Origin of the sequence: Vreelandella salicampi (genome assembly GCF_013415105.1) — a bacterium.
Lineage (GTDB): Bacteria > Pseudomonadota > Gammaproteobacteria > Pseudomonadales > Halomonadaceae > Vreelandella > Vreelandella salicampi.
Genome location: NZ_JACCDF010000018.1, coordinates 23,961 through 50,144 on the forward strand (window position 1 = coordinate 23,961; position 26,184 = coordinate 50,144).

At 53.7% G+C, this 26,184-nt stretch carries 21 protein-coding genes; 8 read left to right on the forward strand and 13 right to left on the reverse strand.

Translation table 11 applies throughout. The features are described from left to right. Positions 1-17 precede the first annotated feature (17 nt). Both recF and gyrB read left to right on the forward strand, forming a co-directional pair. On the forward strand, positions 18-1,157 hold the full coding sequence (gene recF / locus HZS81_RS16355; RefSeq protein WP_179931584.1) for a DNA replication/repair protein RecF: 1,140 nt from the start codon (positions 18-20) through the stop codon (positions 1,155-1,157). A 72-nt stretch (positions 1,158-1,229) separates the two neighbouring features. Continuing rightward, the gene (gyrB, locus tag HZS81_RS16360) at positions 1,230-3,650 is read left to right on the forward strand and encodes a DNA topoisomerase (ATP-hydrolyzing) subunit B (protein WP_179931585.1); all 2,421 of its coding nucleotides are present in this window, start codon (positions 1,230-1,232) and stop codon (positions 3,648-3,650) included. A gap of 78 nt (positions 3,651-3,728) precedes the next feature. On the opposite strand, the gene gmhB is transcribed toward gyrB, so the two are convergent. The 3 genes from gmhB to glyQ form a co-directional block, all read right to left on the reverse strand. Then, positions 3,729-4,295, reverse strand: a complete 567-nt coding sequence (gmhB, locus tag HZS81_RS16365) for a D-glycero-beta-D-manno-heptose 1,7-bisphosphate 7-phosphatase (RefSeq protein ID WP_179931586.1) — start codon at positions 4,293-4,295, stop codon at positions 3,729-3,731. A 139-nt stretch (positions 4,296-4,434) separates the two neighbouring features. Further along, entirely contained in the window at positions 4,435-6,501 is a 2,067-nt protein-coding gene (gene glyS / locus HZS81_RS16370; RefSeq protein WP_179931622.1) for a glycine--tRNA ligase subunit beta, read from the reverse strand. Continuing rightward, positions 6,501-7,484, reverse strand: a complete 984-nt coding sequence (gene glyQ / locus HZS81_RS16375; protein ID WP_179931587.1) for a glycine--tRNA ligase subunit alpha — start codon at positions 7,482-7,484, stop codon at positions 6,501-6,503. Before glyQ ends, glyS begins: the two co-directional genes overlap by 1 nt. Before the next feature lie 124 nt (positions 7,485-7,608). On the opposite strand from glyQ, the gene rfaD reads away from it, so the two are divergent. Together rfaD and waaF are read left to right on the forward strand one after the other, a co-directional pair. Further along, positions 7,609-8,565, forward strand: a complete 957-nt coding sequence (rfaD, locus tag HZS81_RS16380; protein ID WP_179931588.1) for an ADP-glyceromanno-heptose 6-epimerase — start codon at positions 7,609-7,611, stop codon at positions 8,563-8,565. After that, entirely contained in the window at positions 8,558-9,592 is a 1,035-nt protein-coding gene (waaF, locus tag HZS81_RS16385; protein ID WP_179931589.1) for a lipopolysaccharide heptosyltransferase II, read from the forward strand. The genes rfaD and waaF overlap by 8 nt, the downstream gene beginning before the upstream one ends. Here waaF and HZS81_RS16390 read toward each other — a convergent pair. The 9 genes from HZS81_RS16390 to HZS81_RS16430 form a co-directional block, all read right to left on the reverse strand. Continuing rightward, a complete protein-coding gene (locus HZS81_RS16390) occupies positions 9,581-11,242 on the reverse strand; it encodes a sulfatase-like hydrolase/transferase (protein WP_179931590.1) in 1,662 nt (553 codons plus the stop codon). The genes waaF and HZS81_RS16390 overlap by 12 nt on opposite strands. A 25-nt stretch (positions 11,243-11,267) precedes the next feature. Next, positions 11,268-12,611 carry a UDP-glucose dehydrogenase family protein gene (locus HZS81_RS16395; RefSeq protein ID WP_179931591.1) on the reverse strand — a complete coding sequence of 448 codons (1,344 nt, stop codon included), beginning with the start codon at positions 12,609-12,611 and terminating at the stop codon, positions 11,268-11,270. A gap of 189 nt (positions 12,612-12,800) precedes the next feature. Next, positions 12,801-13,772: a glycosyl transferase family 90 gene (locus HZS81_RS16400; protein ID WP_241697537.1), complete on the reverse strand. Its 972-nt coding sequence runs from the start codon at positions 13,770-13,772 to the stop codon at positions 12,801-12,803. Positions 13,773-13,777: 5 nt separating this feature from the next. Continuing rightward, positions 13,778-14,830: a glycosyltransferase gene (locus HZS81_RS16405; RefSeq protein ID WP_179931593.1), complete on the reverse strand. Its 1,053-nt coding sequence runs from the start codon at positions 14,828-14,830 to the stop codon at positions 13,778-13,780. 3 nt (positions 14,831-14,833) lie between these two features. Then, entirely contained in the window at positions 14,834-15,616 is a 783-nt protein-coding gene (locus tag HZS81_RS16410; RefSeq protein ID WP_179931594.1) for a glycosyltransferase family 2 protein, read from the reverse strand. Continuing rightward, entirely contained in the window at positions 15,613-16,767 is a 1,155-nt protein-coding gene (locus tag HZS81_RS16415; RefSeq protein WP_179931595.1) for a glycosyltransferase, read from the reverse strand. Before HZS81_RS16415 ends, HZS81_RS16410 begins: the two co-directional genes overlap by 4 nt. Beyond that, positions 16,764-17,708, reverse strand: coding sequence for a glycosyltransferase family 8 protein (locus HZS81_RS16420; RefSeq protein ID WP_179931596.1), 945 nt, complete (start codon positions 17,706-17,708; stop codon positions 16,764-16,766). Before HZS81_RS16420 ends, HZS81_RS16415 begins: the two co-directional genes overlap by 4 nt. Next, positions 17,705-19,078: an O-antigen ligase family protein gene (locus tag HZS81_RS16425; protein ID WP_179931597.1), complete on the reverse strand. Its 1,374-nt coding sequence runs from the start codon at positions 19,076-19,078 to the stop codon at positions 17,705-17,707. Before HZS81_RS16425 ends, HZS81_RS16420 begins: the two co-directional genes overlap by 4 nt. A 91-nt stretch (positions 19,079-19,169) precedes the next feature. Beyond that, the gene (locus tag HZS81_RS16430; protein WP_179931598.1) at positions 19,170-19,907 is read right to left on the reverse strand and encodes a 3-deoxy-D-manno-octulosonic acid kinase; all 738 of its coding nucleotides are present in this window, start codon (positions 19,905-19,907) and stop codon (positions 19,170-19,172) included. Between HZS81_RS16430 and HZS81_RS16435 the strand changes: the two genes are divergently transcribed. From HZS81_RS16435 to waaA, 3 genes are read left to right on the forward strand one after another with little or no spacing between them, the layout of a single operon-like run. After that, a complete protein-coding gene (locus HZS81_RS16435) occupies positions 19,906-21,009 on the forward strand; it encodes a glycosyltransferase family 9 protein (RefSeq protein ID WP_179931599.1) in 1,104 nt (367 codons plus the stop codon). The genes HZS81_RS16430 and HZS81_RS16435 overlap by 2 nt on opposite strands. Beyond that, a complete protein-coding gene (gene hldE / locus HZS81_RS16440; protein ID WP_179931600.1) occupies positions 20,999-22,429 on the forward strand; it encodes a bifunctional D-glycero-beta-D-manno-heptose-7-phosphate kinase/D-glycero-beta-D-manno-heptose 1-phosphate adenylyltransferase HldE in 1,431 nt (476 codons plus the stop codon). The genes HZS81_RS16435 and hldE overlap by 11 nt, the downstream gene beginning before the upstream one ends. After that, entirely contained in the window at positions 22,429-23,706 is a 1,278-nt protein-coding gene (waaA, locus tag HZS81_RS16445) for a lipid IV(A) 3-deoxy-D-manno-octulosonic acid transferase (protein ID WP_179931601.1), read from the forward strand. Before hldE ends, waaA begins: the two co-directional genes overlap by 1 nt. Before the next feature lie 49 nt (positions 23,707-23,755). Here the strand turns inward: waaA and rpiA are convergent, their stop codons facing one another. Further along, positions 23,756-24,430, reverse strand: coding sequence for a ribose-5-phosphate isomerase RpiA (gene rpiA / locus HZS81_RS16450; protein WP_179931602.1), 675 nt, complete (start codon positions 24,428-24,430; stop codon positions 23,756-23,758). A gap of 173 nt (positions 24,431-24,603) precedes the next feature. Between rpiA and ilvA the strand changes: the two genes are divergently transcribed. Then, entirely contained in the window at positions 24,604-26,118 is a 1,515-nt protein-coding gene (ilvA, locus tag HZS81_RS16455) for a threonine ammonia-lyase, biosynthetic (RefSeq protein ID WP_179931603.1), read from the forward strand. Positions 26,119-26,184: the final 66 nt, after the last annotated feature.

Genomic DNA, 26,184 nt, shown 5'->3' on the forward strand with positions numbered 1-26,184 from the left:
ATTTATTGGCAGCGGCAATGAGCATAGAGCAGTTAAATTTTCAGGGGCTGCGAAACCTTGCTCCCGTTACGATGACGCCTTGCACGCATATTAATGTCATTAGCGGTCTCAACGGTAGCGGCAAAACGAGCCTGCTTGAAGGCATTCATATTTTGGGGATGGGCCGTTCATTTAGAACGCGTCAGATCAAGCACGTGATTCAGCAAAATATGACGCAGATGACACTGTTTGGGCGTTTAGCCGGAGAACCATCGACGACACTTGGTGTGCGCCGTTTCCGTGACCAGCGTGAATTGGAGCTGCGCTTAAAAGGTAATAAAAATACGCGCCTGGCCGAGCTTGCGGAGGCACTGCCGCTTCAGCTGATTAACCCCGATGCGTTTCGATTGCTCGAAGGCTCGCCTGCGGGTCGGCGTGAATTTCTCGATTGGGGTGTGTTTCACGTGAAACACGACTTTCTAACGTTGTGGAAACGGGCACGTCGAGCGTTGAAACATCGGAATGCCCTTCTTAGGCGTGGTAGAATAGCCCCTTATGAGCTGGACGTTTGGGAGCATGAGCTGGCCAGTAGCGGTGAGCTGATGGATCAACAACGGCGCGAGTGGTTTAGCGCATTTTTACCCGTCTTCGAGGAAACGCTTTCGGCACTGCTGCCGATGAAAGGGCTAACGCTTCATTATGCACGCGGATGGGATAAAAAACGCGCTCTGGCCGATGTATTGGCATCAAGCCGCCCGACCGATCAGCAAATGGGGTTTACTCAGCAAGGTCCGCAGCGTGCGGACTTGCGGATCAAGATCCACAAACAACCGGCGATTGAGGTGCTTTCCAGAGGTCAGCAGAAACTTGTTGTGAGTGCTTTGAAGCTTGCTCAAGGGCGATTTTTGGAAAGCAGCGTCAATCGGCACTGCGTGTATTTAATTGATGATTTGCCCGCTGAGCTTGATGAAAAGCATCGCCAGCGGTTTTGCGAACTTCTTGAATCGATGCAGTGCCAAGCCTTTATTACCAGCGTCGAACCGACCGCCTTAAATAACCGATGGCTTTCTGGCACCGCGGTGCAAATGTTTCACGTGAAACATATTGAACAGGAAGACACATTGGCAGGAGAAAGCCTGTCAGCGCTCAGCCGACTGGTGAGCAATAGCACACCGTGACTCAGGGCTGACAACGGTGCCAGATAAACAGGCGATACGGACAAATAGACTTCACGATGGAGTGATTAGTCAATGAGCGAGCAAGCTTACGATTCATCAAGCATTAAGGTGCTCAAAGGGCTGGACGCAGTGCGTAAGCGTCCCGGCATGTATATCGGTGACACCGACGACGGCACCGGGCTGCACCACATGGTGTTCGAGCTGGTGGATAACTCCATCGATGAAGCGCTGGCCGGCCATTGCAGTGAAATTCGCGTGGTTATCCACCCAGATGAAACCATCACGGTGAGCGATAACGGCCGTGGTGTCCCTACCGAGCTGCACGAAGGCGAAGGTGTCTCTGCAGCCGAAGTGATTATGACCGTGCTACACGCAGGCGGTAAGTTTGATGACAACTCGTATAAAGTCTCCGGCGGGTTGCACGGGGTGGGTGTTTCCGTAGTTAACGCGCTTTCAGAAGAACTGCGCCTGACAATTTGGCGTCAAGGTGATGTGTTTGAGCAGGTGTACCGCCATGGCGTACCTCAAGCACCGCTTTCGGTAGTGGGGCAAACCGATAAAAGCGGTACAAAGGTGCACTTTCGACCCTCGACCGAAACCTTTGCCAATATTGAGTTCCACTACGATATTTTGGCTAAACGCCTGCGGGAACTGTCATTTCTGAACTCGGGCGTTGCGATTCGCCTGATGGATGAACGCAGCGGCAGAGAGGAACTCTTTCACTACGAAGGTGGCCTTAAGGCTTTTGTTAACCACCTCAATAAAAACAAAACCGTATTGAATCCGGTGTTCCACTTCAATGCCGTTCGTGAGGATGGGGTAGAAGTAGAGGTGGCGATGCAGTGGAGCGATGCCTTCACCGAAAACATTTTCTGCTATACCAATAACATTCCTCAACGTGATGGCGGTGCTCATTTGGCGGGCTTTCGCGCTTCGCTGACCCGTACGCTTAATAACTATATCGAAGCGGAAGGGCTGCTGAAAAAAGCCAAGGTAAGTACCGCCGGCGATGATGCGCGGGAAGGTTTGACGGCGATTATCTCCGTCAAAGTGCCGGACCCGAAGTTCTCTTCGCAGACCAAAGACAAGCTTGTATCCAGTGAAGTCAAAACCGCTGTTGAGCAAGAGATGGGGCGGCTTTTCTCAGACTACTTGATCGAGAAGCCCAATGAGGCCAAGGCGATCGTCAATAAAATGCTGGATGCGGCGCGTGCACGTGAAGCGGCGCGTAAAGCGCGGGATATGACGCGACGCAAAGGCGCACTGGATATCGCAGGGCTGCCCGGCAAGCTTGCCGACTGCCAAGAGAAAGACCCAAGTCTCTCTGAGCTTTATTTGGTGGAGGGTGATTCGGCCGGTGGCAGTGCGAAGCAGGGGCGCGACCGGCGCACCCAGGCAATTTTGCCGCTCAAGGGTAAAATCCTGAACGTAGAGAAAGCCCGCTTTGACAAAATGCTCTCTTCTGCGGAGGTGGGCACGTTAATCACCGCGCTAGGCTGCGGTATCGGCCGTGAAGAGTTCAACCCGGATAAGTTGCGCTATCATTCGATCATCATCATGACCGATGCGGACGTTGATGGCTCGCACATCCGCACCTTGCTGCTGACATTCTTCTTCCGTCAGATGCCGGAGTTAATTGAACGCGGTCACGTGTTTATTGCCCAGCCGCCGCTTTATAAGATCAAACGCGGCAAGCAGGAGCTCTATCTCAAAGATGAGCAGGCGATGGTGGATTACTTAACCACCACGGCGCTTGATGGAGCGCGTCTCTACGTGAATGCCGATGCGCCGGGTATTTCCGGTTCGCAGCTGGAGGCGTTGGTGAATCAATACCGCAACGTTATGAAGCGTATCGACCGTTTATCGCGGGTTTATCCCATCGAAGTGCTTAAGCAGGTAGTGCACGCGTCGCGGCTAGACGGTGAAGCTAGCCTGAAAGACCGTGTGACCATGCAAAATTGGATCGATGAGCTGCAAAAAGCCATGGATGACCAGGTCGCTTATGAAGGTGGTCCGCGCTACCACTTCCACCTCAAAGAAGACCACGAGCGGGGTTTGCTGCTTCCTGCCGTTTCACTCATTGCGCACGGGGTGACCACAGAATATGCGTGGGGGCTGGATTTCTTCGAGAGCTTGGATTACCCCGCGATGGTGGCATTAGGTGAGACCCTTAACGGTTTGTTGGAAGAGGGTGCCCACATAGCCCGTGGCGAACGTCAGAAGTCAGTATCGACGTTTGCCGATGTACTACAGTGGTTGATGCAAGAAGGCCAGCGAGGCCTTTCTGTGCAGCGCTACAAGGGGTTGGGCGAGATGAACCCGGATCAGCTATGGGACACCACCATGGATCCGGAGACGCGGCGTATGCTGCGCGTCAACATCGAAGATGCCGTTGCCGCTGATATGATGTTCAACACCTTAATGGGCGATGAGGTAGAGCCGCGCCGCGACTTCATCGAATCTAATGCGCTTGTCGCGAATCTTGATATTTAAACATTAGCTTAGTGTTTCACGTGAAACACTTGCGGTTGAAACAACGGGTACATGGCTTCAGCTGTGTACCCGTTTATTTTAAGGAATAAGATTTTCATAGATTAGCCAATCCGCAAAAGCGCCCAGATCATCGAATACCTGCGCTTTTTCCAAACCGATTCCCTTTGCTTCGGTTTTTTCACCTTTTCCTGTTCTGACCAATACGGAGTGACAGCCTACCGCTTCACCCGCCTGTAAATCGCGTAAGCTATCGCCCACCATCCAACTCCCTTCTAGGGTTTTGAGTCCGAGCTTTGTTTGGATGTTCTCAAGCAAACCTGGCAGTGGCTTGCGGCAATTACAGTTATCATCGGGACCATGGAGGCAGTAAGCGATATGAGCGATCTCCCCGCCTGCGCTGCAGACAAGCTCGTGTAAGCGTTTATGCATCGTTTCAAGCGTCTCTTCATCGTAATAGCCGCGCGCAATGCCTGATTGATTGGTTGCCACGGCAAGGGTATAGCCCGCTTGCGTTAACCGAGCAATGGCATCAATAGCGTTAGGGTAGGGAATCCATTCTGCGAGTGATTTGATATAGGCATCAGAATCTTGGTTGATGACACCGTCGCGGTCGAGAATGATCAAACGTTCGGGAAGTAGGGGCATAGAGATTCTCGGACAATCAAGTAACGTCAGTCAATTATATATGTTTCACGTGAAACACCCTTCGACAAACTCAGGATAAACCAATTAAAAAAGCCCGGCTTATGCCGGGCTGAGTATGTGGCTTTTTAGAAGCGCTAGCTTACTGTGGCAACTCCGAAATATCCGCGACGTCTAAGAACAGCGACTGCAAGTTGGCGAGCAGAGCAAGGCGATTGCGACGGACGGCTTCATCATCTGCCATCACCATTACCTGATCGAAGAAATTATCCACCGGCTCGCGCAGCGTAGCGAGGGCGTCAAGCGCCTCCATATAATGGCCCTCGGCAAATAACGGTGCAACGCTATCGCGGCTGGTAGAGAGCGCGTGGAATAAAGCTTTTTCGGCTTCTTCGCTTAACAGCTCACCGTCGACCTGAGTGCTACCGTCGTGCGATTGCTTAGCCAAAATATTGGAAACTCGCTTGTTAGCGGCGGCCAGCGCAGTGGCCTCTTCGCGTTGGGCGAAGGTTTTAACCGCGCGCAGGCGGCGGGCAAAGTCGAGCGGCTTGGTCACTGGGCGGGCACGCACCGCGAGATACATCTCGGCGGTAATGCCTTCTTCCTGCCCCCACGCACGGAAACGATCCAGCATGTAGGTCAGCACGTCGTCGACCAAGCCTTCTGCTTTGGGGAGCCCTTGATGTTGCTCTGCTGCGCGGGACAAAAGCTCGCGCAAGTCGAGATTGAGCTCGCCCTTGATCAAGATATTCAGCACGCCGATGGAAGCGCGGCGCAAAGCAAAGGGATCTTTTGCGCCGGTAGGGCGCTGGCCAATGCCGAAAATACCCACCAAGGTGTCAAGACGGTCCGTAAGAGCCAGTGCCTTACCGGTAGCCGTATGCGGAATCGCATCGGTGGCGAAGCGAGGTAGGTACTGCTCCTCAATCGCTTTGGCGACCTCGGTGGGCTCGCCGTCTTGCTCAGCATAATAGCGGCCCATAACCCCCTGAAGCTCGGGGAATTCGAGCACCATTTCGGTGACGAGGTCACATTTGGCTAACTGAGTTGCTCGTTTAGCGTATGCCTCATCACCGCCAATTTGCTCGGCTATATAGCCTGCGATGGCTTCGCTGCGGCGGGCTTTATCTGCCAGTGTGCCAAGCTGTTGCTGAAAGACCACGCTCTCAAGCGCGGGTAGACGGCTAGCCAGCGTCTGCTTGCGGTCGGTGTCGTAGAAGAATGCGGCATCGGCCAAGCGAGGGCGAATCACTTTCTCGTTGCCGTGAATGACTTGATCCGGGTCGAGGCTTTCAATATTGGCGATGGTGATAAAAAGCGGCATGAGGTTGCCGTTTTCATCCAGCAGATGGAAGTACTTCTGGTTGGCCTTCATCGACGAGATCAAACACTCTGCCGGTACCTCCAGAAAGCGCTCATCAAAGCTGCCGGTAAGTGCAACCGGCCACTCCACCAATCCGCTGACTTCAACGAGCAGGTCTTCATCAATAACGGCGGTAGCGTCTTGGACTTCTGCTTCGGCGAGTACCTGCTCGCGAATCCGCTCACGGCGCTGAGCACGTTCGGCCAGTACGTAGGCATTTTCTAACGCGCTTAGGTAATCATCCGCATGAGCGAGTTGAATGGCACCGGGTGCATGAAAGCGGTGGCCATAAGTGGTGCGGCTGGTTTCCAGGCCGAGGGCTTCTGCGGCGATCACATCACTGCCGTAAAGCGCGACTAACCAATGGACCGGGCGAGAAAACTCGACCCGTGATGCGCCCCAGCGCATGTTTTTGGGGACCGGCAGCGCGCCAATGGCTTTGCGCAGAATATCCGGCAGCAGCGCCTGGACGGTCTCACCGGTCTGCTGTTCGCGGTAACCGAGCCAAGTGCCTTTGTCGGTCTCTAGGTGAATGAGCTCATCGACACTGACGCCGCAGGAACGGGCAAAGCCTTCCGCCGCTTTGGTCGGCTGGCCATCTTTGAAGGCGGCGGCCAATGCCGGGCCGCGCTTTTCAACTTCGCGGTCGGGCTGTTTGTCGGCAAGGCCAGCAACGCGAACGGCAAGCCGCCGCGGCGTAGCGAATGCTTCAACGCTTTCGAAAGGAATTTCAGCGTCTTGTAGACCGCGCTGGATACCGCTGGCAAACGCGTCTGAGAGCGCATCCAGTGCGGTGGGGGGAAGCTCTTCGGCGCCAAGTTCGAGTAAAAGCGTATCAACGGCCATCATGTGTCTCCCTGAGCATCGGAGGGTTCGTTTAACAGTTCACGCCGCAGTGCGTCTGGCGCCATAGGGAAGCCTGCGGCTTTGCGCGATTCGAAGTAGGCTTGCGCCACGTCGCGCGCCATGGTGCGTACGCGTAGAATAAAGCGTTGCCGCTCGGTCACCGAGATAGCGTGGCGGGCATCGAGTAAATTAAACGTGTGAGACGCTTTAAGCACTTGCTCGTAAGCCGGCAGCGGCAGGTTCACGTCTAGCAGTTTGCTGCACTCTTTTTCCTGATGATCAAACGATTTGAACAGCTGCTCGACATCGGCGTGTTCAAAGTTATAGGCGGATTGTTCGCGCTCATTTTGCAGGTAAACGTCACCGTAGGTGACTTTGCTGCCGTCGGGGGCGATGGTCCACACCAGGTCGTAGACGCTGTCTACATCCTGCAAGTACATGGCGATACGCTCGATGCCGTAAGTGAGCTCGCCAGTAACCGGGTAGCACTCGATGCCACCCGCTTGCTGGAAGTAGGTAAACTGGGTCACCTCCATGCCGTTGAGCCATACTTCCCAACCCAGGCCCCAAGCGCCCAGCGTAGGCGATTCCCAGTTATCTTCGACAAAGCGCACATCGTGAATCAGCGGGTCCAGCCCTAAGCGCTTAAGCGAGCCGAGGTAAAGATCCTGCAAGTTGCTGGGGGAGGGTTTCATTACTACCTGAAACTGATAGTAGTGCTGTAAGCGGTTGGGGTTTTCGCCGTAGCGGCCATCGGTGGGGCGCCGTGACGGCTGAACGTAAGCCGCATTCCACGTCTCGGGGCCAATGGCGCGCAGGAACGTCGATGGATGAAAGGTACCGGCGCCCACTTCCATATCCAGTGGCTGGAGTACAACGCAGCCTTGCTCAGCCCAGTACTGCTGCAGCGCAAGGATTAAACCTTGAAAGGTCGACACGTCTGGTGTCGAGCTATGACTTGAAACGCTTCTGGAAACACTCATCGGGAAAAGCACCATTGGCCATGAATTCAGAAAGCGTCAAGTATACAATCCCAAGCAGATAGGTTATAGACGCAGGCCCACATAGGCCGCAAGTCAGTACAGGCTAGTTGTTAAGGAGACAGTGATGATCGTCGTGACAGGCGGTGCCGGTTTCATCGGTGCCAATATTGTAAAAGCACTGAATGCGCGCGGGCGCACCGATGTCATGGTGGTCGATGACCTGCGTGACGGCACCAAGTTCGTTAATATAGCCGACTGTACGTTGGCCGATTACCTGGATAAAAAGGAATTTATTCAGCGAGTGAAAGGTGCCTTGCGGGGTGAATCCGTCGACCTCCCTCATATCGAGGCGATTTTTCACGAGGGCGCCTGCTCGGATACGACCGAGTGGGACGGCCACTTTATGCTCGAAAATAACTACGAGTTCTCCAAGGTGTTACTCAATTTTTGCGAGCAGTACGGCATCCCGTTTCTCTATGCTTCGTCAGCCGCCACCTACGGTGGCAGTAGCGTGTTTAAAGAAGCACCAGAGTTCGAGAAACCGCTTAACGTCTACGGCTACTCGAAATTGCTGTTTGATCAGCACGTGCGTGCCCGTTGGGAGGAGCTAACCACTCAGGTCGTTGGCTTTCGTTACTTCAATATCTACGGCCCGCGAGAGCAGCACAAAGGTAAGATGGCAAGCGTTGCCTACCATAACCACCTGCAAGTGCGTAACGGCGAGACACTAAAGCTGTTTGGGGCCTACGACGGCTACGAGGCGGGTATGCAGAGCCGCGATTTTGTTTACGTGGGCGACGTGGTGGATGTGAATCTATGGTTTCTTGATCATCCAGAGCAATCGGGTATTTTTAACCTAGGCACTGGTCGTGCGGAGCCGTTTAAAGCCATTGGTGAGGCCGTCATCGACTACTACGGCCAAGGTGAAATTCACTACATCGACTTCCCCGAAGAGCTAAAAGGGCGCTATCAGAGCTATACGCGGGCGGATATTGCCAAGCTGCGCGAGACCGGCTGCGATATAGAATTCAAAACCGTCGCCCAGGGGGTGAAGGCGTACTTGGAGTGGCTTAATGAATGAGCCGGCAAAACGTCTATTGGTGATCGGCCCCTCATGGGTGGGGGATATGGTGATGGCCCAGAGCCTATTTATCACCCTAAAACAGCGCTACCCTGGCGCAACGTTGGGCGTGATCGCGCCCGCTTGGTCGCAGCCAATTCTCGCGCGTATGCCCCAAGTGGACGAGGTGCTGCCGTTATCAGTCGGCCATGGTGAGTTTGGGCTGAAGACCCGGCGTGAACTTGCCAACCGGCTAAAAGGCCGCTTTGACCGCGCAATTGTGCTGCCACGCTCGTGGAAGGCGGCGTTGGTGCCGTTTCTTGCTCGTATACCGGAGCGTGTTGGCTTTCTGGGCGAGCAGCGCTATGGCTTGCTAAAAGAGCGGCGTAAGCTCGATAAGCAGGTGCTAGATCAAACGGTGAAGCGTTTCGTCGCGCTTGGGCTACCCGAAGAGGAAGTCGCAAGCGGACGGTTTACGATTCCTCAACCACGTCTTGAGATCGACTACGATAACCTCGTCAATTTACGTATTCAGCATGCGCTATCATCGCGTCCTGCGATTGGCATGATGCCAGGGGCGGAGTATGGCCCCGCTAAGCAGTGGCCTTTAGCGTACTTTCACACGCTGGCTAAGCGGCTGGTGGACGATGGTCTGGAAGTGCGTATTTTGGGCGGACCCAAGGACCATATTGCGGGGCAGGAGATCGTCCAAGGGCTTCCGCAAGCGCATAACCTATGTGGAAAAACGGCATTGGCCGATGTGGTCGATTTGCTTGCTGATTGCCGCCAAGTGGTGACCAACGACTCCGGGCTTATGCACGTCGCGTCTGCGGTGGGCACACGAGTACAAGCGATCTATGGCTCCTCCTCGCCAGATTACACGCCGCCGCTGACAAATAAAGCACGCATCCATTATCTTGGCCTTGAGTGTTCACCATGCTTCCAGCGTGATTGCCCGTTAGGGCACACCAACTGCCTTAATCAGATGCACGCTGAAACGCTTTATAAAGCCGTGTCAGCGGATGCTAGCGAACGCTTAAAGCCCTAGATTTATTTCATCAGCGCTGTCGTTGGGATTTTCTAGCACTTGTTCGGCTGGCTTGGGGCGGGGAGGCGTTTTGTCCTGGTGAGGCGAAAGCCCATCCCAAAGCCGCTGTTGCAAGGCACTTTCCTCATGTAAGCGGCGGTTAATCGCCTCCTCTCCATGGCGTTCCAGTAGCGTCGAGGTTGTGTCATTCAGCAGTGAGACACCAAGCCCGGCTTGGTGATTTTTAGCCGGATAGCCGAGAGCGTCTAACAGCGTAGAGAAGATATCCAGTGTCGAGGCATTGCGGGAAATACGCTGCGGCTCAAGGCTGTCGCCAAGTAAAATAAAGGTGTTTTCCCGCTGTAAGGTTTCCAACGTATCCCACACCGGAACACGCATGGTCAAATGATCGCTGACGATGGCCACCACGGTATTGTCTAACAGCCCTTTTGCATCTAAGCGCTCGACGAAATTGCGTGCCAGCCAGGCCGAACATTTGACTGAATACAGGATATCTTCGCCATCCCATTCGCCTTGGCGTTCAAGGCAGCGCCGCGCAGGATAGCCATTAGGTGCGTGGCCGGTAATGCTTAAATTCACCACGCCCCACGGCGAGTCGCTTTCTGCTTCTAAGCGCTCAATCTCGTTTAGAGTGAATTCATAAAGCGTATCGTCATAAAGTCCCCAATCGTTGACGTACGTTTTGTCGTCGAGCTGTGGCTGCAGCTCTTTTAGGCCATACACATGTTGAAAACCATGACCATTGTAAAATAGCCCTTTCCCTGCGAACTCGGCGCTGGCGCCCCCGAAATAACTCAGGCGGTATCCCTGCTCAGAGAGCACGTCGCCTAAGCAGTTAACGCCTGGCACCACGGCGGAGAGCGGCTCAAATTGACGGTCGTGTAGAAGCCCTGCCGGCATTAGCGGTGTGCCGCACTGGCTTGCAATCATGCCAGCCATTGTCCAGCCAGTGTTAGCAATTTGGCGAATCCCCTCAAATACCACGCCGCGCTCGCCGAGCGCTTTAAGGTCGGCGTAGGCGTCGCCAAAAGCCGGGGCGCCGTAAGTACGCTCAATGCTTTCAAGATAGAGCAGCACCAAGTTAGGCGGATCGTCTTGTGCTTGAACACGCGGGGGTACATAGCGTCGCTCTAGCCAGCCGCCATCGTCTGTTACTACTACCGCACTGCGCTGGCCCAGACCTAAAATGAGTGGGTTCGACACGATCAGTATGACGGCAAGAAGCGGCTCGACTCGCCGCCAGCGCCAGTCGTTGCGGGTTAACCAAGTAAATGCAATCAGTACACCCAGCATGCAGAGCGTATATAATGCCGCCGCAACCATACGCCCTGAGCCACCATGATCGGACATTCCCGCTTGCAGGTGAAAAAACACCGCGCCGAGATCGAGTTTGCCGAAGCTATCCGCAAGGTAAACGTAAAGCCCCCAGAGGCACAGCGGCAGCAGCGACCACGGCCATACTTTGCGGTAACGACGAAAACGTGGCTGCCCTAAGCGAAAACGCGCGCCTAGCCATACCCATGCGCTTGCAAAAAGAAATAGCGTCCACCAGGGTAAAGACGTCAACGCAGCAATGGTATAGCCAAGACTTAAGCCAATGGCGGTAATCGGTATCCACGCAGATGGCTGGGGCAACGTTAGACGGGGCATGGCTCTCCTGATGAGTTGGGTGGCGTTAAGCCGGTAGGGTAGACCGTAAATTGTTACGCCCAACGCCCACATAGCGCAAGCCTGCAGCGGTCATATCCTCTACGTCATAGAGATTACGGCCATCGATCACCAGCTTTTCACTCAGCTCACCCGCAAGCCAAGCAAAATCGACGCTTCGAAACGCTTTCCACTCGGTGCAGATCACGAGTGCATCGGCACCTTTAATGGCTTGGATACGGTCAAAGGTGAGGATGAGATCGTGACGATCACCATAAAGTCGCCGACACTCCGCCATCGCTTCCGGGTCGTAGGCTTGCACCTTAGCACCGGTAGCCCACAGGGCCTCCATGAGTTCGCGGCTAGGTGCTTCGCGCATGTCATCGGTGTTAGGTTTAAACGCCAGACCCCAAACGGCAATCGTTTTGCCGCTAACATCGCCCAGCGCGCTCTGTAGCTTGGCAAATAGCGTCTGCTTTTGTTGATGGTTCACCTGCTCGACGGCGCTCAAAAGCGCGGGATGATAGCCGTGCTCCCGCGCGGTACGTTCAAGCGCTTGTACGTCTTTGGGGAAGCAAGAGCCGCCGTAACCACAGCCAGGGTAAATGAAGTGGTAACCAATACGCGGGTCGCTACCGATGCCACGGCGCACTTCTTCCACATCCACATCCAGACGCTCGGCTAAGTTCGCCATCTCGTTCATAAAGCTGATCTTAGTGGCAAGCATGGCGTTAGCGGCGTACTTAGTCAGCTCAGCCGCGCGCACGCTCATAAACATTAACTTATCGTGGTTGCGGTTATACGGCGCATAACAGGCGCGCATCCGCGTTTCAACGTGCTCGCTATCGGTACCGACTACAATCCGCGCGCCGCGAGTAAAGTCCTCAATTGCCGCGCCTTCTTTCATGAACTCGGGGTTGGAGCAGACATCAAAATCCAGCGATACATCGCGCACGCTAAGCGCGCCGGCGATAGCGGCCTGTACTTTCTCAGCCGTACCTACCGGTACGGTGGATTTATCGATCACCAGCTTGTAATCATCCATGTGCTCGCCGATGCTGTGCGCGACGGCAAGCACATGGCGAAGATCCGCACTGCCATCTTCATCCGGCGGCGTGCCGACGGCAATGAATATAAGCTCGCTTTCTTTCACGGCTTTCGCGGTATCGGTCGTAAAGTGCAAACGCCCGGCAGCCACGTTCTGAGTGACGAGTTCCGTCAAACCCGGTTCATAAATGGGGACTTCGCCGGCTTCCAAGCGCGCGATACGCTCGGCGTTGATATCCATGCAGGTCACTTGATGGCCTACATCCGCCAAGCACGCCCCTGCGACCAACCCGACGTACCCCGTACCAAAAACGCTGATGTTCATAGTGTCTCGCTCTGCTGCGCTATCGCTGAATTGTCAGAGAGCTTATCATGGACTGCAAATTTCAGATGACAAGAGTCCAGCAAGCACAGCATCTTTTTACTTACTTGAATTACAGGGTGTGCTTAGCGCGCGAGTCGTACAGTTTCTGATTTAAATGGAAAGGATTGTTTTTTCCCTCTTGGCATTTAGCTAAGAGGAAAGTTGATGGGTGTGCTCGAAATATTTCTGCATAACCAAAAGACCCATCAAGCGTTCTTGATCAGCATTCATAAACTGAGCGAAGTAACGGTTAGCATTGCCGATAATTTCTTTTGCCGCAGCGGGGTTTTCCCGGTAATAGGTGACTTTCTCCTCAAGGTCTGAGTAATCATCTTTGAGCTGCACATAGTGATAGTCAGGTAGCAAAGAGCCTTCCATAAACCATGTTTCAAAGCGCGGTTGTCGCATAAAACAGAGTGAATTAGAGGCCATTATCCATTTGAGATTCGTTGCAACATCTTTGCCTTCGATACTGAGTACGAATTTATATCTCAGTTGCTCAAGTACCGACATAAATTGGCTATGCCAGGGCTGACCTAGCGCATTTTTGTGAATATCGCCCACATTACATAGCGGGTGATCATAAAAGTCTCGAATGAATTGACGCCGATGTTCTTGATGACAAGAACCACGCCATACCACAAGGTCAAGCTTGTCATCATAGCGGTGAGGATCTTTCACCGTGTAGTAATGACGAACACGGTTTAACTTAAGTAAAACTGAGTTTTGATTGTGGTCATTAATGGGCCGGCTTTTCACTAAGGTAGGCGCGTTTGGCACGGTGGTTACATCACCAAAGCGATGGCAGAAGCGTAGTTCAGGCGGAAAATAGCGCAACACGCTGAGTAAATCCAAGTAATAGGTGCCGCTTTTCTCGCGCTTGAAACTAGATAAACTTATAGCCTCTTCAGGCAGTTCAACGTTGTTCTCCAGTTGATTACAGTAATTAACTCGGAAAAGTAGCTGCTGCTGCTCCTCGTTTGAAAGGTGCTTTAATGAGCGAAGTAAATTTAATCTTTGCCGTTGCAGAAACGTACTGGGAATTAGGCGGTGAACGGTATGTTGCGCATAAAAGCCTAGCTTATGAAGGTTTTTATGCGCTTTTGCAGAAACCGCAAGCATAATCATTAACTCACTATTGTTTGATAGAGGTGCCAGTACGCTGCAGTCATTGACTGAGGGCTATAATGATCTAAACGTTCAGTGGCTCCTTGGGCCAATCGTTGCCGAAGAGCGGCGTCCTGCCTTAATCGAATAATGTCGTTAGCCAGCGCATCGGCGTCGCCGGACGATATCAGTAACCCCGTCTGTTCGTGCTTGACGATATCGGGTATGCCGCCAACCTTGGTCGCAATGACAGGAACGCCTAGCTGCATGACATCCAGCAGCACGGAGCCCAAGCCTTCATTGCGTGAAGGAAAGGCAAACACATCCAGGCCAGCTAGGTAGTCGGCAATATTGCTTTTAAATCCCAGCCAGGAAACATTGCTAAGCGATGAGGATTCTGCTTTTAGCGTTTCTGCATCTTTGCCATCGCCTAAAAAAATAAACTGTATATCGGGCGCTTGATGCTCAAGCTTCTGCGCAGCCTGCAATAGCACTCGCTGACCTTTATGACGGTCTACTACGGCGCCTGCATGGCCGACCAAAAATTTATTGGCAAAATCATTGCGAAAATTATTGGTCGCCTCAGGCGAGGTCGTTAAGCGCGCATAGGCACTGGGTATCAAGGCAACGTCGCCACACTGATTGTCTTCCAGAAGACGCTTTATGACGTGGGAAAGGGCCACTCTGGCGGATGCATGAGAGTAACACTGCTGGTTAAACCACTTACGTTTGACGGGCGAATCGACACGGCGAGTAATTAAATAGGGCGTACCTTTTAAACGGTAGTGTAAGTAGGCCCAATGAACACCTTTTGCATCGTGGGCATGTACCAGCTGCGTCTTGCCGAGCGATGTCCCGCCGAGATGAAAATGTCCCGCTAACTGGTGATTGGCTGCCTGAAAATTGAGTCGCGCTACACCTTGCAGGTGTTGGCGCATGGGGGAGTCTCGACGGCAAACCAGCGTTTGTGAAATATCGTTTGATGCCTGCTCTGCTAACGTTTTAATTAATAACTCAGTTTGGCGCTCGCCGCCGCGAAAACCACGCGCCAAATTGACATGCGTAATATGCATCAATCACCAAACCTTATTAAAGTCTTCCGCTTCAAGCACTTTTGGGTCGCGTTGATATTCGAGCAGCTTGGCATACTTTAAGTAGCTATTGAGCCCTGCGCTGATCGCAACGGTCATGCCATCGACCCCGCCCATGAAGCCTCGCTGGAATATATATTTGCGTACAAAGGCATTCAGGCCATGTGCAAACGGTGAAAAAGCGTTGGCTCGCTTCCCCTTTTGAAACATGATCTTGGCCGCACGACCACTGAAGTTGCGCCCTGGCTTGGCAAATAACTGACCTAAGTTAGTAAAAGAGTAATGCACTATATCTGCGTTAAGTCGCTTAGGGTTGGCAGCTCCTATGCTGGCGTGCTGTTTTACATCAGCAAAGCGAGCATGGTGCCGGTTGTAGAGTCGAATACAGTAATCGGGATACCACCCACAAACTTTAATCCAGCGTGAGCCAATCATATTGCGACGACGAAAGGCAAATGCGTCATGTTCGGTTGCAGCAAGGTTGAGTTGTCTAATCGCTTCGACCATCTCCGGCGTTAGGCGTTCATCAGCGTCTAAGCTGAGCACCCAGTCATACTTTACATGCGCTAGCGCGATATTTTTTTGAACGCCGTCACCTAAATAGGCTTGTTGAACCACCTTGGCACCTAACTCACGCGCGATAGCGGTGGTGCGGTCTTGGCTGCCTGAATCCACCACAACGATGTCATCACATACTTGGCGAGCGGAAGCAATACAGTCCGCAATATTGGCTTCTTCGTTAAAGGTAATAATATTAGCCGATATCATGAAACAGGCATCTCTTGCAAAAAGGCAGTAGTAATGTGCGCTGGAGAAAAGCGTTCCAGCCAACGTTCATCAATAGCATAGCCGTCAGCATCAAGAATGGCATCGACACGGGCTGCTAACGCCTCCGGCGTCATTTCACACAGGTAAGCTTCCAGCTCACCGGTCATAATATCACGTACCCCGCCTGGGCAATCGACCGAGACAATCGGCGTTTGGCAGGCCAGCGCTTCGAGTAATACGATGCCAAGACCTTCGTGGGCAGAGCTCAAGATGAATAGGCGTGCATGATGCATCCAAGGATAAGGGTTTAGTTGGCGACCGGTAAACGTAACCCGTGCCGCAATACCCAGCTCAACGGCTAGCGCTTCCAGCTCTTTGCGCAGTGGCCCCTCGCCGACAATCACCAGCGGAAGCGTTGTGCGCATCTTGGCGTACGCCCGCAGTAGAAGGTGATGGTTTTTCTGCGGTACCAAGCGGGCTACATTGAGTAAATATGGAGAACCGGGTCGCTCCGGAAAGTCTTCGCACATGGCCTTTCGGATAGACTCTAAAGGGCATGGATTGGTGATGGTTCTCAGCGAGGATGGCTTGACTTGTAGCGTCTGCATGGCAGTGGCGATTTGCTTTTCGACGCCGTTGGATACGGTTACTAAGTGTTTGTTATGAAACAGACAGCGTGCTTTTAGTCGCTCTAGCCAAGGGGCATGACCTGAGGTAGCTTTGACGATATTTTCCAGAACATAACAGGCGCGGGGGTCTTGGAAGGACCATACCGTTTCAAAGGTACCAATGCCGCGGAAAATAACCCGATCAAAAGCGCCATATTGGCGCTCAAGGCGACGTACTTCGCGACGAAAAAGTTTTCCACCCCACCAGCCTGATAATACAAAATAGCTTTTCCTCAACACGCTATTGAGTAGGCGTGCTGCCACCTCAATAATGCCACCCACGCCCGATGTCCACATGGCACGAGAAAGTGCGAAATGGTGAACTTTGACTCGCTCATTGCTTGGTTCTAACTGAGGGGGGCGCGGCTTAAAGTACATCAAATGGCTCTCATGCCCGTGTTCCGCAAAGGCGTCGGCAAGGTTTACCGCAACCCGTTCCATGCCACCTATTTTTAACGTACGCACGACAATCAATACCTTCATGCGGGCGAATCCTTTTGGTGTGGCGGAAGTTGCATCACAGGGTGGCACTGCAACCGCTGGCGACGGCGACGGTTCTTAAACCACGATAGTGCATGCTTCAAACGCTGTTGTAGAGAGGGGGGGGGAGCGCCTGCAGACTCTCCCCAGGGCGTTAATGAATGGTAGTGTCGATACAAATAGGCAAGTGGGTGGCGACTGTCGGCGTGCCAGGGTTTCCGCGCACCGATAAAGTGTATGATCGCCGGTTCACGAATAGCGTGTTCAAGTTCCTTCTGCCAATCAGCATAGTGAGCTACTTTTTTTTCTACGGCTGGGTAAGCGTATGGCTGCATATTCCAGCGCATGGGTAGTCGATACCAGTCTTGGAAAATGAGATTTAATGCGTCCTGATCAGGATAGCTTAAGGTGTAATCGTGCTGTTTTAATATCTGCTCTACTTGGTCTAGCACATTACGAGCTTTCCACCCTTCTAGATCCACCAAAAGGACGCCGGAATTAAAATAGTGTTGATAACCAAGGCCCATTCGACTCTGCTCGGTTCCTTGTAGATTAGCCACACTGGCGATGGGAGCGCCCTGTATGTCGAATGACAACAGGTTGGCGATATCGTCTAGCACTACAAGGTCACAGTCTAAATAAATAACTTTCTGGCAGCTCGGTGGCAGCCAATTGTGCATGCCTAGGCGCAGCAAGGCGGCGGGCCCAAAACGGCCCAATGTTAACTCAGGCCAGCGACTGTTCTCAGCTTCAATGATCGTTAGCTCAGCAGGCAGTGTAGTAAACCAGTTGTTCAGCTTTTGATGAGTATTTGCAGATAGTTTGTAGCCTAATATATGGAAATGCAGCGCTTCAGGTGTCTCGCTGTGACAAACGGTGGACGCTATCACGGCAGCTGCTTTATCTACATAAGCCTCATCGGAGCACAGAACAATATTAATCATTTATGATCCTTTTCCGACATAACAAAGGGCGTTGAGCTGTTAGTGCGCAATGTGGGCTTCCATATATGGGTAAGGCTACCCGCCATGACAACATTAAACAGAAACACACCTGTCCAAAATATCAAATATGATTCAAAAAGATTAATCACACTCCAAAAGCATAAGAAAGCATAGAAAAATAGCAGCACATCACCCGGCATATCGCCTCGTTTCCAAGCAAACCAAGCATTTATTACAAACCATATTAATAGATAGAAGTAAGCGGCTAGGCCCAGTAATCCATACTCTAGTGTAATTTCAAGATAGAGGTTATGTAGATGGCCAAAGTTTAAAGCTTGATAGTGTGCTTGATTATATTTGATGTTATCAAATAAATATTCGACGCCTTGTTCACCCCAGCCCAGCAAGGGGCGCTGGGCAATCATATCGATCGCGGCGCGCCAACTATACAGTCGCTCTCCTACACTAGAGCGTACTTCGCTAGTTGATAGTGGGACAGAACTCCAATCGCCTCTTAGCAATGCCTGAATGGTATCCAGCTCTGCAGTGGCTCTTTCAAAGAGTAAAGGGCCATTGGTAAAAATAAGAATCGCCAGACATGCTGATAAAATAAAAAACAAGAGTAGATGTTTTTTTGAAAAGCTGTTCCTATGCTCAATAAAGATTAAGAGAAGTGCCGTTAATAAGCCTGCTAATACACCTAACCAAGTGGCGCGAGTCTGCGAAATGATAACGCCGGCTATGATGACAAGAAAAGCCAGTACCCATAAGGCTAGTTTGCCATAGTGTTGTAGAGGGGCTCTTAATAGTCGTGGAAGAAAAATAAGCAATCCGAGCAGTACTGTGCCGAAAAACATCGCTGAATGCTGAACGTTACGAATACCAAACCCAATGCGTTCGCCGAGAAAACCACGCTGAAAATCAGCGAGACCATCACCCGCGATCCAGGGTGACAAGATGACGGTGGCGCTAGCGACACTCCAAAATAAGAAGGTGTTGCGTGTATTGCCCGCAAGCCACCATGCAAAAATAATAAATAAAAATAACCGGCCAATATGATCTAGTTTAGGATAGTCACCTGCCAGGTCTGGAAGCGAAAATGTTAAAAAAAACCAATGAATAATAGCTAGTAATAAGGCCCACCAGAGCATGTGGAAAACATGATGTTTCCATACTTGGTTGGCGTAAAGCTTTATGCTGACCAGACCGATGATAGATAAAAATAATTTGTTTAAGTCACTGAAAATATCAAAATGTGGCTTTGAGAAAACATAAAGCAACATGGTTAATACGCCTGTTATTATTAATGGTAGGGGCGTTTTTCCTAAGTAGTGTGTTTCCCAAAAGTAAAAGGAAATCTTTTTTTGCATATTCTCAAATTCTCAGTTGTTTGCTACGTATTACTGCAATAATTTCCATCGTGAGCTAAAAGCTAGTTTTTAGATTACCCGCGTTAAATATTTAGTAGCGATAGCCTTGTAGAGTGCTGTCCATTAATTCTGCGCTATGGAGTTTCGCAGTAAATTTTTCTAGTGATCTCTCCAACCGCTGCAAATTCGCTTTCTGCCACTTACCTGGGCCTCGCAGGCGGCAGCGGTCGAGGTCGATTAGCCACGGTGTGCCGTGTTGATCAATCAAAATATTACGCGCATTTAGGTCAACGTGATCTAGCCCGTGGTCGTGAAAGCGGAAAATCATGCGTCCGACGCTTGTGAGCACGGCACTTAATGTTTCCGCCGGTATTTGTTCATCGTCTAGCCAATCGGCCAGCGCATGGGTACCGGGGATGCGCTGAGTAATTAATGCGGCTTCGTAGGTTAACCCGTGGCGGGTTACACAAGCGGCGATGGGGCGAGGAACGGGTAACCCCTGATCAAAAAGGGCAGCTGTTAAGCGCATTTCGTGAAAGGCGCGGGAACGTTCGAGCCCGGTCCACACGTAGCGGGATTTACTCAACTTAGCAATAAGGCCGCCACGGCGATAGGGGCGCAACACCCACTGCGTGCTCGCGCCAGGGGTTGGCTGTAGAAAAAAACTGTTGCCGCGCCCCGGTGCTTCGCCAGTGATCAGCGCGCGCTCGCGCCAATATTCGGGGGTGAAGTGAGCCGGCTTAATTTGGTGTGATCCCGGCGCGTCACATAAACTGTCTGCATCCTGTAATATCAGACTCTTTCTTTGCCGGAGTGTCGCTAAGCGCATGAAGCCCTCTCTGCCTGCTCAACCTAACCATATTGCCATTTTGCGTTTGTCGGCGTTAGGCGACGTCTGCAACCTCGTCCCTACCGTGCGTGCTTTGCAGCGCCAGTGGCCCCAAGCGCGAATCACCTGGATCATCGGTAAGGGGGAGCACAGTTTACTGACCGGGCTCTCCGGGGTCGAGTTTGTTGTCTACGATAAAACCACCGGGATAAAAGGCATGCGTGCCCTCTGGCGTGAGCTCTCCGATACGCGCTTTGATGTGTTATTGCATATGCAGCAGGCGATTCGCGCCAGCATACTGTCGCTCGGGCTGAAGGCAGATGCCCGCATTGGCTTTGACAAAGCGCGCGCCAAAGATAAGCAACATTTGTTTACCCAGCATCATATTGCGCCGCGCGCGCAGGCGCATGTGGTGGAGTCGTTTATGGATTTTGCACGGCGGCTCGGCGTGGAAGATGACAGTCTCGCGTGGGAGCTCCCGGTACCGGAAAGCGCTTATGACGAGGCGGGCCTGATTGGCAGTGATGCGCCGTATATGGTGATTAATCCTTGCAGCAACCCGCGGCTGCGCAATTTTCGCAACTGGTCGGCCGAAGGCTACGCCAGCGTGATCGAGCATGCCTGGGTGCAGCATGGGCTAAAAAGCGTGTTGACAGGTGGTGGCACCACTGCCGAAAAAGAGATGGGCGAGCGCATCGAAGCGCTGTGTCAGCCAGGGAGTGTGATCAACGCCATCGGTGGCACATCGCTTAAAGGATTGCTGGCCCTGATCGACCACGCGCGGGTGGCTATCGCTCCCGATACCGGTCCGGCTCATATGGCCAATGCGCTGGGCACGCCGACGCTAGGCCTTTACGCCACCTCCAATCCGCAGCGGGCGGCGCCTTATCTATGGCGCGATTTTGCCGTTAACGCCTACCCGGATGCAGTGCGCACCTACCTACATAAAAGCGTCGACGACCTGCCATGGGGGCAGCGCGTGCGTCACCCAGACGCCATGAATTTGATCAAAACCGAAACGGTGATAGCCAAGCTTGATGCATTACTCGCCCACACAGCCAATTCCACGAACGCCGGACAAGGAACGCTAGATGAAAGTTGATTTAACCGCTTTGGAGCATGCTCGCGTACTGGTCGTGGGGGATGTCATGCTTGATCGTTATTGGCACGGCGGCACTTCGCGTATTTCACCGGAGGCGCCGGTGCCGGTCGTGCGCGTGGAAGACGCCGATGATCGCCCCGGCGGTGCGGCCAACGTGGCCCTCAATATTGCGGCGTTAGGCGCTCACGCAGCATTGGCGGGTGTGGTCGGTCAGGATGAAAATGCCGGTTTACTAAATGAGAGCTTAGCCGGTTCCGGTGTAAGCACTTACTTTCAGTGTAGCGCTGATGTGCCAACGATTACCAAGCTGCGAGTGATGAGTCGCAACCAGCAGCTACTGCGGCTCGATTTTGAGCAGCGCCTTGATAACGTCGATACACAACCGCTGCTGGATAGCGTGGAAAAAGCGCTACCCGACTGCGACGTAATGGTGCTATCTGATTACGGCAAGGGCACTCTGAATCAGGTTGAGCGACTAATTGAACTCGCCAAGGTAGCGGGCAAGCGCGTGCTGATCGATCCCAAAGGTCAGGATTTTCGCAAATACCGCGGCGCCAGCCTGATTACGCCCAACCTGGGCGAATTCGAGGCGATTGTCGGCCACTGTGAAAACGACGAGCAGCTCGCCGAGCGTGGCGAAGCGCTGCGCGCTGAGCTTGACCTGGAAGCGTTGTTGATCACCCGCAGCGAAAAGGGCATGACGCTGATTCGTGAAGGGCATGCGCCGCTGCACCTGCCCACCCGCGCGCAGGAGGTCTTCGACGTTACCGGCGCAGGCGATACGGTGATCGGAATGATGGGCTTGGCGCTGGCCGCTGGGCATGCGTTGCCCGAGGCGATGATGCTAGCGAACCTCGGCGCCGGGCTGGTGGTGGCCAAGCCGGGCACCGCGACGCTTTCGATTGCCGAGCTTTACACCGCACTGCACGGCGATACGCTTGCCGAATATGGCGTTATCGAGCCCAACCCACTGATAGAAGCGGTGCGCGCGGCACAAGCCCGGGGCGAGCGGGTGGTGATGACCAACGGCTGCTTCGATATTCTCCACGCCGGCCACGTGGCCTATCTGGAACAGGCTAGACGGCTTGGTGATCGGCTGATTGTGGCGGTTAACGACGACGCCTCGATCGCGCGCTTGAAAGGCCCGCAACGGCCGATCAATCCGCTCAACCGGCGGATGCAGGTGCTGGCAGGGCTTGGCGCAGTGGATTGGGTGGTGCCGTTTAGCGATGATACGCCGCAAGCGCTGATTGAAGCAGTGTTGCCGGATGTGCTCGTCAAAGGCGGCGATTACCATCCTGACGATATTGCCGGCGGTGCGGCCGTGAAGGCCCATGGCGGCGAGGTGAAAGTGCTGGGCTTTGAAGATGGCGTTTCCACCACGGCGATGATCGATACCATTCTGGACCGCGAGCGCTAATGCCCGCCTGGCCACGTTATTTATATTCTGCCGCACTCTATGTGCTTTCGCCGCTGATTGGCTGGCGCATTTGGCGTGAGCAAGTACCCACTTACTCGCGCTTGCAGCGTCTGGGATTGGAGCGTGAGCCACGCCCCGAGGGGCCGTCGATCTGGCTACATTGCGCCTCGGTAGGTGAGGTGCGTGCGGCAAAGCCGTTGATTGAAGCGCTTTTAAGTGCCTATCCCCAGCACTGCCTGCTCGTCACTACCATGACCGCTACTGGGGCGCAGCAAGTGCAAGCGCTTACTCACCTTTCGCCGAATTTACGTCACCGCTTCCTACCGCTGGATTTTCCCGGTAGTGCCAAGCGCTTTGTGCGCCACTGGCAGCCCGCCCTTGCGATTATGTTTGAAACCGAGCTCTGGCCCAATTTGCTTCACGTTTGCGCGGCTGAGCGCATCCCCGTGGCGGTAGTGAACGGTCGTTTATCAGCGCGGGCCTTTGCGCGCTACCGGCGTTCTCCGCGTTTGATGGCACAGGCCCTGGAGAATGTCACGTGGCTTGCCGCCAAGTCGGACGGTGATGCCGAGCGCTTTCAGACCCTAGGTGTACCAGCCTCACGAACCCAGGTAGTGGGCTCGCTGAAATTTGAGATAACCGCACCCGATAAGGTGTGGGAGGAGAGTGAGCGCTTACGCAAAGCTGTTTTCCGGCCGGCGGGTAAGCGCCCTATCTGGGTCGCGGGCTCGACCCGCGACGGTGAAGAATCCCATGTGCTCGCCGCGCATCGCGCGCTGCGCAAAACGTTTCCCGAGGCGCTATTGATTTTGGTGCCGCGCCACCCGCAGCGCTTTGACGACGTCGCTCACACCTGTGAGCAAGCAGGTTTTGCCGTGGCGCGCCGAAGCCTAAAGCAGCCGGTGATGAAAGACACAGCGGTTTACCTGGGCGATACGCTGGGTGAGCTTGGTATGCTCTACGCGGCAGGCGATGTGGCCTTTGTTGGGGGTAGTTTGGTGCCGCTTGGCGGCCACAACGTGGTGGAGTCGGCTAGTCTTGGGCGTTTTACGCTGTGCGGGCCGTCGCTTGAAAATTTTGACGATGTTGCCGCGCCGCTTATCGAAGCTGGCGCGCTCTCGTCGGTCGCCAATGCCGAGGCGTTGGGAGAGGCGTTGGTTGACGCCTTTAGCGACCCCGCTGCCACGGCGCAAAAAGGCGCGCAGGGGCAGCGGGTAGTGGCAGAGGAGCGCGGCGCGCTGGCGCGCACGATGAAGGGATTGGCACGTTTTCTGTGAGATCTTCTCCGCCCATCCTTCGACAAGTCCAGGGTGAGCGCTGAGTGGTTCAACGCAGCGCGGTGCGCTCGACGCCGTCCTCTCTGCCTAAAAGCAGCACATCGGCACCGCGGGCGGCGAACAAGCCGTTGGTAACCACGCCGACAATGCTGTTAAGGGTGGCTTCCATCGCCTTCGGGTCGTTGATCATAAAGTCATAGCAATCGATGATCTGGTTGCCGTTATCGGTCACCACGCCCTCGCGGTAAATCGGTTCGGCGCCGAGCTTCACTAGCTCGCGAGCGACGTAAGAGCGTGCCATGGGGATGACCTCAATCGGCAACGGGAAGTGCCCCAGCTGAGCGACGTACTTGGAGCCATCGGCGATGCAGATGAACCGCTCAGCGCAAGCGGCGACGATTTTTTCCCTTGTGAGCGCCGCCCCTCCGCCTTTGATCATTTGTAAGTGGGCGTTCACTTCGTCTGCGCCGTCGACATAAAAAGGTAATGTGCCGCTACTGTTGAGCTCTAGTACATCGATACCCACATCTTTTAAGCGCTTGGCGCTGGCATCCGAGCTTGCCACCGCGCCCTTGAAACGGCCGGCGAATTTGCCTAGGCGGTCGATAAATAAATTGGCCGTGGAACCGGTGCCAATGCCGAGCACGGTGTCTTTCTCAAGCCACGGTTCGATCTCTTTGATGGCGGCGTCAGCAACGGCGGCTTTCAGTTCGTCTTGGGTCATGGGGCGCCTTTTTGGGTCAAAGGAAGGGTAAGTGACGATAGAGGCCACAGTATAGCGGGGGAAAAGCGCGCTGCCGATGTTGAAGTGCTAGACGCCACTAGGCGCTATCTGCTACCAATAGAGGCTTTGTCTGACTTGCGCCGTGATGGCCATTACTCCTGTGGGATACCAGCATGCTCGAAGCAACCGTGAAGAAAATCCTCCAAGCCCGCGTTTATGAAGCCGCTTGTGAAACCCCGATTTCCCCCGCCCCTTTGCTATCACGCCGCTTCAACAACACGATTTTAATTAAGCGTGAAGATCTGCAGCCGGTCTTCTCTTTCAAGATTCGTGGCGCTTACAACAAGATGGCGCAGCTTACCGAAGAGCAAAAAGCCAAAGGCGTGATCGCGGCCTCCGCCGGTAATCATGCCCAGGGGTTGGCAATGGCGGCTAAGCAGATGGGCGTTAAAGCCACCATCGTGATGCCGCGGATTACCCCGGAGATCAAGGTGCAAGCGGTGCGCGCCCGTGGGGCCAAGGTGATACTGAAAGGTGACGCCTTTGCCGCTGCGGCCGAGCATGCCCAGGAGCTGATCAAAGAACATGGCTATACCTATGTTCCGCCGTTTGACGATATCGACGTGGTAGCCGGGCAAGGCACCATCGCGGTGGAAATGCTGCGCCAGCACGCCGGGCCTATTGATGCCATCTTCGTCCCCGTGGGCGGCGGCGGGCTAATTGCCGGCGTGGCGGCCTACGTGAAATACCTGCGCCCGGATATCAAAGTCATCGGGGTAGAATCCGAGGACAGCGCCTGCCTGAAAGCGGCGATCGACGCTGGCGAGCGTGTCGTGCTCGATCAAGTTGGCGTGTTTGCCGAAGGGGTTGCGGTGGCGCAAATTGGCAAAGTGCCGTTCTCCATCATGCAGCACCTGATTGACGGCGTGATTACCGTCAGCGCCGATGAAATGTGCGCCGCAGTGAAGGATATCTTCGAGGATACCCGCGCGGTGTCTGAAACGTCCGGGGCACTTTCGCTGGCAGGGCTGAAAAAGTACATCCAGCAAACCGGTGCGGAAGGCCAGACGCTGATGTGTATTAATTCAGGCGCTAACACCAACTTTGATCGTTTGCAGCATATTGCCGAGCGTACCTCGCTAGGCGAGCAGCGAGAGGCCATTTTGGCGGTCACTATTACAGAGAAGCCGGGCAGTTTTAAAAGGTTCTGCCGCACGCTGGGCAAGCGTATGGTCACTGAATTCAGCTACCGCTATGCCGATGCGTCCGAGGCGCATATTTTTGTTGCTGTGCAGGTAAAGCCTGGCGGAGAAGACCGCCAAGCCGTGATCGATAAACTCACCGAGGCGGGCTACCAAGTAGAAGATTTGACCGACAATGAGCTTGCCAAAGTACATATCCGCCACTTAGGCGGCGGGCGGCCTAGCGAGCAGTTTGCCGAAGAACTCTACCGCTTTGAATTCCCCGAGCGCCCTGGGGCGCTGATGAACTTTCTCACGCAGCTGCCGCATGATTGGAATATCTCGCTTTTCCACTACCGTAATCATGGCGCAGCCTATGGACGTGTGTTGGTGGGCATGCAAGTGCCAAATGGTGATCGTGTGAACGTGGAAAAACATCTTAATGCTATCGGCTACCGCTACTGGAAGGAGAGCGATAATCCAGCTTATCGGCTGTTTTTGGCGTAATGTCATTGAATACGGCTGAGGTGAGCGATTACTTACCTGCAGCCGTTGATCTGATAAGCGATTTGA